Genomic DNA, 12400 nt, shown 5'->3' with positions numbered 1-12400 from the left:
CTGTGTGCGGCTTCTGGTCAGCTACTCCGCGACGAATGCCCCGATGTGCCGGGCAGTGGCGATGGGGTATTGCATGTGAGGGCCATGCCCGGCATTCGGCAAGCTGAGTTGGGTCAGCGATGGAAGTTGCTTGGTCAGCGCCTGCCAGTTCTCTACAGGGAACACGATGTCGTGATCGCCGCCTATGTGAAGAACTGGGATGTTGGTGGTCTTGAGGACCTGCAGTACCGCTTCTACGGGGAATACCGGGTTCTTGGGAGCGTCGCCGAGTTGCTGTGCAGCCCAGGCAACTGGCACCTGCGGACTACGATTTTGGGTTCTAGACGCCAGTCGCGACCAGGCGAGCTCAGCCGCTGTTCGACTCTGATCTGAGGTTGGCTCGAAGAACAGTTTCACAAAATCTTCGAAGTCATTTTCACGTCGTGCAAGCTCATAAAACAGAGGCTCGCCCGTTTTCACCAACTGGCCAGGAGGCGTTGTGCCCAGCAGTACCGCGTGGCTCACCAGCTGCGGGGCTTGCGCCAGAACAATTTGTGCAGCAATACCGCCAAGGGACCACCCTCCAATTACGACGCGGCCCAGGCCAAGGGCGTGAATCAGCTCGATGGCATCCTTTGCCAGAGAGCCTGGGTTATAGCTCGGGTCACCTGTTGACTGGCCCAGACCGCTGTAGTCGAAGACTGTTACCTGGAAGCCTTGCGTGACCAGATTATCGAGGAACAGAGGGTCCCAATCATCCATGGTACCTCTGTAGCGAACGAGCAAAACCAGAGGCTTTCCGTCGCCGATGGTACGGTAAGCAATCCGGCGGTTGCTGACATCAACGAAACGAGTTTCTGCTTGAGCGCTTTTGATCGAGGTGGTCATCGGGGCCTGCTCCTTGGTTTGGTGTCATCCAATCCTGAAGGTTCGTTGTCCGAGGCGGTACGTCGTTTATGGTTGTTTTTCAGGACATAGTGGCATTGTACGCGCATGCGAAAAGCTTGATTTGTCTGACCGCATAGGGTCGTTAGCGGTCAGTCGCGAATGGCTGCTAACGCCCCATGGCGGACGTTAGCGCCATGTAGTCTGATGCCCGGCCATAGCACACTTGCAGTTGACCGCGTTGCCCATTGCCGTAGAATCGCGCGCCCGAAATTCAGCAGGCATGGCTAGAGGGAGCTTCAATGCAACGGGTGATGATCATTGGTCAGCCAGGGTCTGGGAAAAGTACCCTGGCGCGCAAGCTTGGCGAGCGCACAGGCCTGCCAGTTGTGCATATCGACACGATTCATTGGCAGCCAGGGTGGGTGGAGCGGAGCCGGGACGAGAAAACGCGTCTTTGTCATGAGATTGAGGCCCGTGAGCGCTGGATCTTCGAAGGCGGGCATTCGACGACCTGGAACAACCGGCTCGCCCGCGCTGACATGTTGATATGGATTGATCGCTCGGCGCCGCTTCGCTTCTGGCGCGTTCTCCTCAGAACGATGTTGAACCGCGGTCGACCCCGGCCTGACTTGCCGGACAACTGCCCGGAATTACTGGCCAACTTGCCGGAGTTTTTCAGGTTCATGTGGCGGACGAAAACCTCGTCTCGCGAGGCGATGAAGCGACTCGTGGCGACGGCCCCATCGGGCTGTCGCGTGGTCTGCCTGCGGACCAATCAGGATACCGATGTTTTTCTCGCGAGTATGGGCATGCAGCCTGATCAGGTTGTGCAAGATCATTAGATACGAGATCGCGCTTGATTGGCGGCAGGCGCCTGCTGTGAGGGCGCATTTACGCCGCACTGTTGGCGAGATGCTGAACCACAAGATTCACACTTGCAGGCGTGGTCACCATTCAGTCATCCAGATGCACACCTCAAAATCTATGCAATGCCATCAAATATCTGTACATAATGATAATATCGTACAGTATTTAGCGGCGCTTGAGGGTCTGTATGGCGCGTCTTGCTCGTTGGACCGGCCTATGCCTGCTACTGACTGCCCTGTCGACCACGGCGGGCTGGCGAACCGAGCTGCCGGGGGCACAACGGCTGGGTGTCGGTGAGTTCACCTGGTTTGGCCTGCGGCTTTACACCGCCCAGTTATGGGCAGCGGGCCCGGTTCAGGACTGGAACCGACCTTTTGCCTTGGAGCTCGTCTATCACCGGGCATTGTCCAAGGACATGCTGGTACAGACCAGCCTCGAGGAAATGCGCCGCCTGGATGCCGATAGCGTGACGCCGCAGCGGCGCGCGGCGTGGAGCGCGGCAATGGAGCAGGCATTTGTGGATGTGCGTCCTGGCATGCACATCACCGGCTTGTACCTGCCGGGGCAGGGCTGCCGCTTCTATGTCGATGGCAAACTCAGCCGCGCAATCGCCGACCCGGTGTTTGCCCGGGCATTCTTTGCCATCTGGCTTGATCCGCGAGCCAGGGATCCACAACTGCGCCAGCGTCTGCTAGAGGGTAAACCATGAATCTGATCGCGCGTGTCCAACTGGTCTCGACCGGCGAAGCAAAGGAACCTGAACGGCTGGTACCGCAGGTGGTGCAGGATGAAATATGCGTGCACCGTGACGGCCCTGATGCGCCGCTGCGTGTGACGCTGACTCGCGAGTGGTAGCACGAGCGATGCGCCTGGGCCTGGTGCTGGGTGACCAGCTGTCGTTCGACCTGGCAAGCCTGGCCGCTCTCGACCCTGCCCGCGATGCGGTGCTGATGGCGGAAGTTCAGGAGGAAGCCCGGTATGTGCCGCATCATCCGCTGAAGATCGTACTGATATTCAGCGCCATGCGTCACTTCGCCCAGGCACTGCGTGAGCGCGGTTGGCGAGTGCATTATGTGGAGCTCGACGCTGACGGCAACAGCGGTAGCATCGTTGGCGAATTGCAGCGCTGGCATCACGCCTTGGGGGCCACGCACATCCACCTCACCGAGTGCGGTGAGTGGCGCCTGGAGCAGGCGTTGCGCGATGCTGCATTACCGCTTGTATGGCATCGGGACACACGTTTTCTGTGCTCTCGCGAAGCCTTCGCGCGCTGGGCTCGGGAGCGTCGCCAGCTGCGTATGGAGCACTTCTACCGTGGCATGCGCAAGCGAACCGGCCTGCTTATGGAAACTGACGGCCGGCCGGCGGGTGGCGCCTGGAATTTTGATGGCGACAATCGCAAGGCGTTACCCCGCAAGCTGCGTGGGCCGTTTGCTGCGCATTTCGCGCAGGACGGGATCACCGCAGCGGTGGTAGCCCTGGTGCGCCAGCGCTTTCGCGACCACTACGGGGCCATCGACGGCTTCGACTACCCCGTGACGCATGCCGAGGCGCAACAACTCTGGCAGCATTTTCTGGATTTCGGCCTGGCGGCTTTTGGTGACTACCAGGACGCGATGGCGGAGGGCGAGCCGTATCTGTTCCATGCGCGTATCAGTGCGGCACTCAATATCGGCCTTCTGGACGTGCGTTGTCTGTGCAATGAGGTCGACCAGGCCTGGCGCGAGGGGCGGGTGCCGCTCAATGCTGCGGAGGGCTTCATCCGCCAGTTGATCGGCTGGCGCGAGTATGTGCGAGGCATCTATTGGTTGCGCATGCCGGCGTACGCCGGGCTCAATCATCTGGGCAACGAGCGGGCGTTGCCGGCGTTCTACTGGACCGGGCGCACCCGCATGCGCTGCATGGAACAAGCCATCGGACAGACCCTGCGACTGGGCTATGCGCACCATATCCAGCGACTGATGGTTACCGGCAACTTCGCCTTGCTCGCCGGCGTCGTGCCTTCGGCGATTTGCGAGTGGTACCTGGCGGTGTACATGGATGCCTTCGACTGGGTCGAGTTGCCCAACACGCTTGGCATGGTGATGCACGCCGATGGCGGCTATCTGGGCTCCAAACCCTATTGCGCCAGTGGTCGTTACATCCAGCGCATGTCCGATCACTGCAAGGCTTGCAGTTACAGGGTCGATCAGCTGGTCGAGGAGAATGCCTGCCCGTTCAATGCCTTGTACTGGCATTTTCTCATTCGCCATCGCACCCTGCTTTCGGCCAACCCGCGTCTGGCGCTGGTCTATCGTAGTCTCGACAGCATGTCGGCCAGCCGTCGCGATGCGGTATGGCAGCGTGGCCAGTCACTTCTGGCACTGCTCGATGCGGCGCAGGAGGTATAAAAAACCGTTTGCCAGTGCTGGGGCAGCTTCGCGGCCATCGCCGGCAAGCCAGGCTCCCACCTCGACCGCATCGTCCTCACGTCTTCGCTGTCCCTGTGGCAGCCGTGTGCTGCCAGCCAGGGCCTCATCGCTGGCATGGTTTGCGGCCGGCGCGGTGGAAGTGGGAGAGCAGCTGTCTTGAATATCTCTTCAGCCAGTACTGGCCCTTGTAGGAGCGGCCTTGTGTCGCGATGGGCCGCGCAGCGGCCCCGACAATCTTTGGTGCAAAGCTGAAAACCTGGGGCCACTTCGCGCCCCATCGCGACACAAGGCCGCTCCTACAGATATTTGCACATGGCTTGAGGCCGGCGCGGTCGAGGTGGGAGCCAGGCTTGCCGGCGATGGGCTGCGCAGCCGCCCCCGTTCACTATCTGGCAGGCATCAGCCTTTTGCCGCCAGGCGCACAAGCAGCGGCAGGGCGCAGGCCCAAATCGGCACCAGTAGCAGGCCGGTTTCCATCGGGCCCAAAGGCAAGGCGACATCCGTCAGCCTGGCGCCGCCTATATAGGCCAGTGGTCCGCCCAGGGCGCCCAGCAGTGCACCACGGCGCCAATGCCTGCCGGCCCATGCCAGGCTGTGGCGCATGCCGCTGGCCAGCACCAGCCACAGCAGTGCGAGCCAAGGCGGCAGTGGCCAGGTGTCGAAGCCGAACACGCCCAGCGTGCCCAGCACGCTATCGAGCACGCATCCAGCCAACGTTACCCGCAACTGCGCCTTGGCCTCGGTATTGGCGTCCGGGCACAGGCGCAGGTGCATGACCAGGCCCGGAATCACCAGCAGCAACAGCCAGGGGCGTTCGGCGCCCAGCACGCAGGCCCACCAGCCGGCCTGTAACCAGAGGGCATTGGCGACCAGCCAGCGGCCGGGCATCAGGCACTGTCAGGCAAGGGCGAGCGCCGTGCCTGGGGCGCTGCCCAGAGCAGGTGGGCAACGCCGATGGTGCGCTCCTCGAAACCACCTTGGCAGTAACACAGGTAGAATTCCCACAAGCGCTGGAACCTGTCGTCATAGCCAAGGTCGGCCAGCTCTGAGCGTGCCTGGCGCAGGTTTTTCCGCCAGTGCCGCAGCGTGTGGGCATAGTCCAGGCCAAAATCTTCCATGTGCATGAGATTGAGTGCGGTGTGCCGGCTGGCGGTGTCGAGCAATACGCTCAGCGAAGGCAGGGCGCCACCCGGGAAAATGTAGCGCTGAATGAAGTCGACTGACCGCCGTGCCTGGGCATAGCGCTGGTCACGGATGGTGATCGCTTGCAACAGCATCAGGCCTTCGGGCTTGAGTAGCGAGGCACACCGGCGGAAGTACACCGGCAGGTAACGATGGCCGACAGCTTCGATCATCTCGATCGAAACCAGTTTGTCGAAGCTGCCGCGAAGGTCGCGGTAGTCTTCGCGAAGCACTTTCACACGGTGCTCCAGCCCCAGGGCCTGAACGCGTTCCAGGGTATGGCAGTACTGCGCCGCCGAGAGCGTCGTAGTGGTGACCCTGCAGCCATACTGGGTAGCGGCGTGGATTGCCAGGCTGCCCCATCCGCAGCCAACCTCCAGCAAGTGGTCGTCAGGGCGCAGTTCGAGCTTCTGGCAGATGCGCTCCAGCTTGTGCAACTGGGCCTGCTCCAGGCTCTGCCCGGGGTGCTCGAATTGCGCTGCCGAATACATCATGGTCGGGTCCAGCAGCCGTTCGAACAGGGCATTGCCCAAGTCGTAATGCGCCAGGATATTGCGCCGGGCGCCGCGCCGGCTGTTCCTGTTGAGCCGGTGCAGCAGGCGCAGGGCAGGCCGGCCGAAGCGGGCCAGGCCACCTTCAAGCGCATCGAGTGCTTCAAGGTTGGCAGCGAACAGGCGAGTCACCAACGCCAGCTCGGGGCTTCGCCAATAGCCGTGGATGTAAGCTTCGCCAGCACCGATCGAGCCGTTGCCGGCGATCAGGCCCCAGGCGGCGTCATCGAGGATCTCCATCTCGGCCTGCAAGGGGCTGTCGGCATCGCCGAAACTCCATTGCTGCCCGTGGCTGAGCAGGCGCAGATGGCCCTGGCGCAGCTTGCCCAGCTGGGCAAGCACAGCGCTTCGCGCCAGCCCGCCAAGCAATGGCGCAAGGCCTGCGAACTTGCTAACGCTCAAGGTGGGATTCGGCATCATCAAGATCCTCGCAGGTTTGGCCGAGCGCCAGGTTCCCCTGGCTGGCGGTGTGGTCATGAATGGGGGTGCGTTTGCACAACAGGCGTAGCGCTTGCCAGTAAATGGCCGAGAGGGTGCGCAGGCTCATCCAGGGGAAGGCCAGGATGTATCGGTTCAGGGCCGCCCTGTTCAGCGGCTGGCGGTGCAAGGCCAGGTTGGCCTCGAACAGCTTGCGACCGCCTTGCCAGTTCTCCATGTGGATGCGTACATGGTCCGCGTCCAGGCAGAAGTTCAAGCGGTAGTCCATGTCCAGTGGCATGAACGGCGATACATGGAAGGCCTTGGCGACGCTGAAGGGCCTGGCCAGGTTTCCCTGTACCGGCAGCACGTAGTGGTAGCGCTCACGCCACGGGGTGTTTCGCACCTCCAGGAGAATCGCCGTCAGGTGGCCGTCGCGGTCATGGCAGAAATAGAAGCTCACCGGGTTGAACGACAGCCCCCAGCAGCGCAGTTGCGTGAGCAGGTGCACCGGGCCTTCAGGTAACTGGCCCGTGGCCTTGCGCACCAGCAAGCGTGCAGCCTGGGCCAGCGTCTCGCCCCGGCGGGTCTGCGCTGGCAGGTAGTCGGTCTGGCGCCAGCTCAGCGGCGCCAGGCGCCAGCGCCCCAGCCAGCGTGACAGGCCCATCAGCCACGTTTGCTCGTCCAGGTCCAGGTAGAACATACCGATGCGGTAGCGGAACGCGTGGGGCCGCGGCGCCACGCGCCGGTGGCTGACCCAGCCCAGGCACAGGCTGCTGTTCACAGTCGTTCTCCGAAATGCGCGGCCACCTTCAGCGCACTGACCACCCCGTCCTCGTGGAAGCCATTGCCCCAATAGGCGCCACAGAAGTAACTGTGTTGACGGCCTTGCAGTTGCGCCTGGCGCGCCTGCGCAGCGGACGCGGCAAGGCTGTACTGCGGGTGGTCGTAGCGGAAGCGGGCGATGACCTGCGCCGGATCCACCAGCGCGGTCTGGTTGAGGCTCACGCAGAAGGTTGTCGACGACTGGATACCTTGCAGGATGTTCATGTTGTAGGTCAGCGCGGCAGGGGCCTGCTCCGGGCCGCCGAGGCGGTAGTTCCAGCTGGCCCAGGCGTTCCTGCGGCGGGGTAGCAGACGGGTATCGGTATGCAGCACCACGTCGTTGCTGGCATAGCCGATGGCGCCAAGCACGGCCCGCTCCTGCATGCTCGGGCTTTCCAGCAGTGCCAGGGCCTGGTCGCTGTGGCAGGCGAACACTACATTGTCGAAACGTTCGGTGCCGGCAGCACTCACCAGGGTGACGCCACCTTCGTCGCGGCGGACCTGGTAAACCTTGCAGTTGAGGCGGATGCGTTCAACGAATGGTTGGCACAGCGGCCCGACATAGCTGCGCGAACCGCCTTCAAGCACGCGCCACTGTGGGCGCTGGTTGACCGACAACAAACCGTGGTTACGACAAAACCGCACAAAGAACGCGAGGGGGAAACCGAGCATGTCGGCGCGCGACATCGACCAGATCGCTGACCCCATCGGCACGATGTAATGGTCGATGAAGCGCTGCCCATAGCGCTGCGCCTGAAGGTAGGCACCCAAGGTAGCGTTGGCATCGATACGCTGGTTATCCAGGTCGGTGAGCACCTGGCGATTGAAACGCAGAATGTCCCGAAGCATGCCCCAGAAGCCTGGGGACACCAGGTTGCGACGTTGCGCGAACAGCGTGTTCAGGTCGTGACCGTTGTATTCCAGGCCAGTGACCGGGTCATGCACGGAGAAACTCATCTCGGTCGGCCGCGAGGCGACCTGCAGTTGGTCGAGCAAGCGGATGAAGTGTGGGTAGGTCCAGTCGTTGAAAACGATGAAGCCGGTGTCTATCGCATGGTGTTCGCCCTGCCAGGCCACATCGACGGTATGCGTATGGCCGCCGATCCATTGCTCGGCCTCGAACACTGTGATTTCGTGCTTGCGTGACAGCAGGTAAGCGCAGGACAGACCTGCGATGCCGCTGCCGATAATGGCTATGCGCATGGGTCATCATTCCTGTTCATGACGGGCAAGGCGTTGCCCCAGCGCCAGGCGAAATCGCGCCGGCAGTGCGCCGAGCAGGCGCAGTACCAGGGTGAAAAGCCAAGGGAAACTGATTTCCAGCGGGCGTTCGGGCAGGCGCTTGGCAATGTGCCTGGCGGCGCGCTGCGCCGACCAGAGCTGTGGCATGGGGAAATCGTTGCGGCGGGTCAGTGGTGTGTCGACAAAGCCTGGGTTGACGAGGGTGACAGCGATGCCCTCGCGGGCCAGGTCGATGCGCTGTGACTCCACCAGGTAACGCAGAGCTGCCTTGGATGCGCCATAGGCGCCGGCGCGGGGCAAGGCCAGCCAGGTCACCGAACTGCCCATCACCACAAGATGCGGGCGATGGCCGGCGCGGAGCAAGGGCAGGGCGGCGGCCATGCAGTGGCTGACACTCAGGACGTTGGTACGGATCACGCGCTCGACCAAGGCCGGGTCGAAATGGCCAGGCTCCAGGTACTCGCAGGTGCCCGCATTTAGAATCACCCTGTCCAGTGCTCCCCAGGCCTGCTCGATACGGGTTGCGATGGCGGCTACCTGCACAGGGTCGTCAAGATCGCCAACGGCCAGCATTACCTGCCCGGGAAAGCGCTCAGCCAGCGGCGCAAGACGATCTGCATGCCTTGCGCCCAGAGCAACCTGATGGCCTTGTTCCAGCAGGTGTTGCGCAAGTGCGGCGCCGATACCGCTGCTTGCGCCAGTCAGCCAGCAGCGGCTCATGCGAGCCTGCCTTTGAGCCAGCGGATGGCACCGCCCATGAGCGGGACATGTTCGTAAAGCAGGGCTGCAGCGTCGAAATAGTCCTGGTGAAAATGGACCCGGTCATGCCATTGCAAGTAACTGCACCCTTGCAGGGTGAGCTGCTGGCCGCGGGACAGGCGTGGGTGCCGGAACTGCAGGGTCCAACGCAGGTAACCCTGGCCAGGCATCACTTCGTCGATGCTGGAGAAGGCATAGCGGATATCGTGTGAGTTGGCGTACAACTGCGCGAAGTACGCCCGCAGGGCTGGCAGCCCCTGTATCTGGTGCAGCGGATCGCGGAACGTGATGTCCTCGCTGTACAGCTTTTCAAGGGTGTCGAGGTTACTCCCGTCGAGGCTGGCGAAGCATTCGGCGAATTGCTGTAAGTACGCGGACATGCTGAGCTCCAGAAAATCCTGTACAAAAATGACTTGCTGTACAGGTATAACTGAAGCCTAAGCGTAAATCTATACAAGTCAACATTCTTGTACAGGTTTTTTCAGCGCCCGGCCTGGCCCAGTTGCCGGCGCAGTTCCGCCACTTCGGCCTCCAGCTCGCGGACCTTTTCTTCGGCAAAGACCTGCGCTGTGACGTCGCGCTGGATACCGATGTAGTAGGTCAGCTGGTCGGCCTCGTTACGCACCGGCGTAATGGATAACTCGTTCCAGAACAGGCTGCCGTCCTTGCGGTAGTTGCGCAGCACCTGGCAGCAAGGGCGGCCTTCACGGATCGCCTCGCGGATGGTTGCGAGGGCTGCTTGGTCATGATCCTCGCCCTGGAGAAAACGGCAGTCCTGATAGAGGATGTCCTCGGCGCTGTAGCCAGTCAGTCGCTCGAAGGCAGGGTTGACGTAGATAAGGATGCTGTCATTGCCTTCCTGCTCGGCGACGACGATGCCCTCGTTGGAATGCTCGACCATCAGTTGCAGGAGTTTTGCGTTGATCATAGGGCCACCTACAGGCATTTCGTATGCGATGTGCGCAGCTTGGCCTCCGGGCAGAAGGTTTCGGCGCCGTTTGTTGCATGATGAACCAAGCAGGCTCGCCGCAGAAGGTGCCGATGGGTTTAGAATGTGCAACCACCTGGATAAACCCTTGTTATGACTGACGCCACCCCAGCCGATTTGCTCCCCATGCGCGATGTGGTCAGCCTGACCGGCATCAATCCGGTGACCTTGCGTGCCTGGGAGCGGCGCCATGGGTTGATCAGCCCGCAGCGCACCGAGGGTGGCCATCGCCTGTATACGGCCTGGGATGTCCAGCGCATACGCGACATCCTGCGCTGGACCGCCAGCGGCGTGCCCATCAGCAAGGTGGGCGATATTCTCGCAGGCCAGCCAGAGGCATCCGGGCAGCAGCACTCGGCCTTTGACGATTGGCGCGCCGCCGTGGTGCGCGCAACCAAGGCATTTGATACGCAAGCGCTGGAAAGCATCCATGGGCAGTTGTTCACGATCTTGCCCAAGGGCACCGCGCTGCGTGAAGTGTTGATGCCGGTCTGGCATGACCTGGCTGCAGGCACTGCGCCAGGCCAGCGGAGCCAATGGTTGTTTCTGGACATGTTCCTGCGCGCCCGCCTGCTGCTGCGCCTGCAGATGAACCAGGCCGATGCTCCGCGCGTACTGCTGGCAGGCAGCGAGGGGCAAGCCGAACTGCAGCTGTTGTGCGCCGGGCTGCTGTTGAGCGGCGAGCAGCAACGCATCGAAGTGCTTGGTTGCGGGCAGCCGCTGGAAGAGCTGCCCATACTGTGTGCGGCGATGCAGCCTGCGGCACTGGTGATCAAGGTTCAGGCGCAGGTGAGCCCCGCCTTGGCCAAGCGCCTGCGTTTGTTGCAGATGGGCATCACGTGTCCGCTGGCCTTGATGGGCGAGGGGCTGACCGCATCGCAGCTGGCCTGGCAAGGCCTCCCGCTGTGTCTGCTGGACGAGCAACGCGCTGATGCTGCAGCCATGCTCGGCGCCTTGCTCGGTGGTGCCCTGGACCTTTAATCGCTGCCTGTCACTTCGCCTTATAGCCGACGACGAAGGGGGCTGTTCAGCGTGCTCCGAAAAGAGTACAAATGTACCCCATGGACAATCTCACCCCAAAACGTCGCGCCATCTTCGAGTTCATCCGTGAGCGCATCGCCGACCAAGGCCAGCCGCCGAGCCTGGCCGATATCGCCACGCGCTTCGGGTTTGCCTCGCGCAGCGTGGCGCGCAAGCACATCACCGCCCTGTGCCAGGCCGGCTACATCGATGTCACGCCGAACCAGGCGCGCGGCATTCGCCTGGCCGAGCCGCTGCGCCGCCCGGAAATCCTCGAAGTGCCGGTGCTGGGCCAGGTGGCGGCAGGCGCCCCCATCGGCCCGGACCTCGACATTCACGAGCAGTTGCTGCTCGACCCCAGCCTGTTCCGTCGTACCCCCGACTACCTGCTGAAGGTGCGTGGCGACTCGATGATCGACGATGGCATTTTCGACGGCGACCTGGTCGGCATCCTCCAGCAGGCCGACGCTCGCGATGGCCAGATCGTGGTCGCGCGCCTGGACGGCGAGGTGACCATCAAGCGCCTGCAGCGCCAAGGTGGCAATTACCGGCTGTTGCCACGCAACCCGGCCTATGCGCCCATCGATGTGCGGCCTGAACAGGAGTTCTTCATCGAAGGCGTGTTCTGCGGCTTGCTGAGGCGTGACTGATGGGCGCGGTGGTCGACCTCGACAGGTTGCTCGACCAGCGCCGGGTATGGCGCGGTCGGCAGGCCCAGGCGCGGCCGCTCGGCCTGCAGCCCACCGGCCATGCAGCCCTTGATCAATGCCTGCCGGAAGGCGGCTGGCCGGCGGCGGCCCTCAGCGAACTGTTGCTGGCCAGCCCCGGCTGTGGCGAATTGCAATTGCTGTGGCCAACCCTGGCCCGCTTGAGCGCTGAAACCAGTCGAATCGTGCTGGTGGCACCGCCATTCATTCCTTACGCCCCGGCCTGGCAGGCCGCGGGGGTGGACCTGCGCTGGCTGGTACAGGTGGACGCCGAACCTGCCGATGCCCTGTGGGCCGCCGAGCAGTGCCTGCGCTCCGGCAGTTGTGCGGCGGTGCTGTGCTGGCCGGAACGTGCCGATGACCGCGCCCTGCGGCGCCTGCAGGTGGCTGCCGAAACAGGCCAGGCGCTGGCCTTCGCCTGCCGTCCGCAACAGGCGGCGCACAACCCTTCACCCGCAGCCTTGCGCATTGCCGTCGACACCCGTCCGGCACAATGGCGCGTGCTGAAAAGCCGTGGCGGCATGCCACCGGCGCTGCCCATCGCCTGCCCGGGGCGGGGTTGAT

Annotated in this window: 15 protein-coding genes; 7 read left to right on the top strand and 8 right to left on the bottom strand. The window is 62.8% G+C overall.

Features of this window, described 5'->3' with window-relative positions:
* Positions 1-21: 21 nt before the first annotated feature.
* Positions 22-867 carry an alpha/beta fold hydrolase gene (locus RIN61_RS25955; protein WP_313854986.1) on the bottom strand — a complete coding sequence of 282 codons (846 nt, stop codon included), beginning with the start codon at positions 865-867 and terminating at the stop codon, positions 22-24.
* Between the two features lie 299 nt (positions 868-1166).
* Here RIN61_RS25955 and RIN61_RS25950 point away from each other — a divergent pair, with 299 nt between their 5' ends.
* From RIN61_RS25950 to RIN61_RS25935, 4 genes are all read left to right on the top strand, one after another.
* Positions 1167-1709 carry an AAA family ATPase gene (locus RIN61_RS25950; RefSeq protein WP_313854984.1) on the top strand — a complete coding sequence of 181 codons (543 nt, stop codon included), beginning with the start codon at positions 1167-1169 and terminating at the stop codon, positions 1707-1709.
* Positions 1710-1921: 212 nt separating this feature from the next.
* Positions 1922-2443 carry a chalcone isomerase family protein gene (locus tag RIN61_RS25945; protein WP_112253362.1) on the top strand — a complete coding sequence of 174 codons (522 nt, stop codon included), beginning with the start codon at positions 1922-1924 and terminating at the stop codon, positions 2441-2443.
* Positions 2440-2589, top strand: coding sequence for a hypothetical protein (locus RIN61_RS25940; RefSeq protein WP_181457379.1), 150 nt, complete (start codon positions 2440-2442; stop codon positions 2587-2589). Before RIN61_RS25945 ends, RIN61_RS25940 begins: the two co-directional genes overlap by 4 nt.
* A gap of 8 nt (positions 2590-2597) precedes the next feature.
* Positions 2598-4124, top strand: a complete 1527-nt coding sequence (locus tag RIN61_RS25935; RefSeq protein WP_207877916.1) for a cryptochrome/photolyase family protein — start codon at positions 2598-2600, stop codon at positions 4122-4124.
* Positions 4125-4544: 420 nt separating this feature from the next.
* Here RIN61_RS25935 and RIN61_RS25930 read toward each other — a convergent pair whose 3' ends face one another.
* The 7 genes from RIN61_RS25930 to RIN61_RS25900 all read right to left on the bottom strand — a co-directional run bounded on the left by RIN61_RS25930 (position 4545) and on the right by RIN61_RS25900 (position 10049).
* Positions 4545-5033 carry a DUF2878 domain-containing protein gene (locus RIN61_RS25930; RefSeq protein ID WP_207877887.1) on the bottom strand — a complete coding sequence of 163 codons (489 nt, stop codon included), beginning with the start codon at positions 5031-5033 and terminating at the stop codon, positions 4545-4547.
* Positions 5033-6295: an SAM-dependent methyltransferase gene (locus RIN61_RS25925; RefSeq protein WP_112253365.1), complete on the bottom strand. Its 1263-nt coding sequence runs from the start codon at positions 6293-6295 to the stop codon at positions 5033-5035. Before RIN61_RS25925 ends, RIN61_RS25930 begins: the two co-directional genes overlap by 1 nt.
* The gene (locus RIN61_RS25920; protein WP_112253366.1) at positions 6270-7079 is read right to left on the bottom strand and encodes a DUF1365 domain-containing protein; all 810 of its coding nucleotides are present in this window, start codon (positions 7077-7079) and stop codon (positions 6270-6272) included. Before RIN61_RS25920 ends, RIN61_RS25925 begins: the two co-directional genes overlap by 26 nt.
* Positions 7076-8323: an NAD(P)/FAD-dependent oxidoreductase gene (locus RIN61_RS25915; protein WP_313854978.1), complete on the bottom strand. Its 1248-nt coding sequence runs from the start codon at positions 8321-8323 to the stop codon at positions 7076-7078. Before RIN61_RS25915 ends, RIN61_RS25920 begins: the two co-directional genes overlap by 4 nt.
* Positions 8324-8329: 6 nt before the next feature.
* Positions 8330-9082, bottom strand: a complete 753-nt coding sequence (locus tag RIN61_RS25910) for an SDR family NAD(P)-dependent oxidoreductase (protein ID WP_207877881.1) — start codon at positions 9080-9082, stop codon at positions 8330-8332.
* Positions 9079-9501 carry a nuclear transport factor 2 family protein gene (locus tag RIN61_RS25905; protein WP_112253369.1) on the bottom strand — a complete coding sequence of 141 codons (423 nt, stop codon included), beginning with the start codon at positions 9499-9501 and terminating at the stop codon, positions 9079-9081. The genes RIN61_RS25910 and RIN61_RS25905 overlap by 4 nt, the downstream gene beginning before the upstream one ends.
* Positions 9502-9602: 101 nt before the next feature.
* Positions 9603-10049: a PAS domain S-box protein gene (locus tag RIN61_RS25900; protein WP_207877877.1), complete on the bottom strand. Its 447-nt coding sequence runs from the start codon at positions 10047-10049 to the stop codon at positions 9603-9605.
* Between the two features lie 153 nt (positions 10050-10202).
* On the opposite strand from RIN61_RS25900, the gene RIN61_RS25895 reads away from it, so the two are divergent.
* The 3 genes from RIN61_RS25895 (at position 10203) to imuA (ending at position 12399) form a co-directional block, all read left to right on the top strand.
* Positions 10203-11090 carry a MerR family transcriptional regulator gene (locus RIN61_RS25895; protein WP_207877875.1) on the top strand — a complete coding sequence of 296 codons (888 nt, stop codon included), beginning with the start codon at positions 10203-10205 and terminating at the stop codon, positions 11088-11090.
* A gap of 71 nt (positions 11091-11161) precedes the next feature.
* The gene (gene lexA, locus RIN61_RS25890) at positions 11162-11779 is read left to right on the top strand and encodes a transcriptional repressor LexA (RefSeq protein WP_181457380.1); all 618 of its coding nucleotides are present in this window, start codon (positions 11162-11164) and stop codon (positions 11777-11779) included.
* The gene (imuA, locus tag RIN61_RS25885; RefSeq protein ID WP_112253372.1) at positions 11779-12399 is read left to right on the top strand and encodes a translesion DNA synthesis-associated protein ImuA; all 621 of its coding nucleotides are present in this window, start codon (positions 11779-11781) and stop codon (positions 12397-12399) included. The genes lexA and imuA overlap by 1 nt, the downstream gene beginning before the upstream one ends.
* Position 12400 lies beyond the last annotated feature (1 nt).

This window comes from Pseudomonas inefficax, assembly GCF_032164165.1.
Lineage (GTDB): Bacteria > Pseudomonadota > Gammaproteobacteria > Pseudomonadales > Pseudomonadaceae > Aquipseudomonas > Aquipseudomonas inefficax.
Note: the sequence above shows the minus strand (reverse complement) of the source record. Positions and strands in the feature narration are given on the sequence as shown.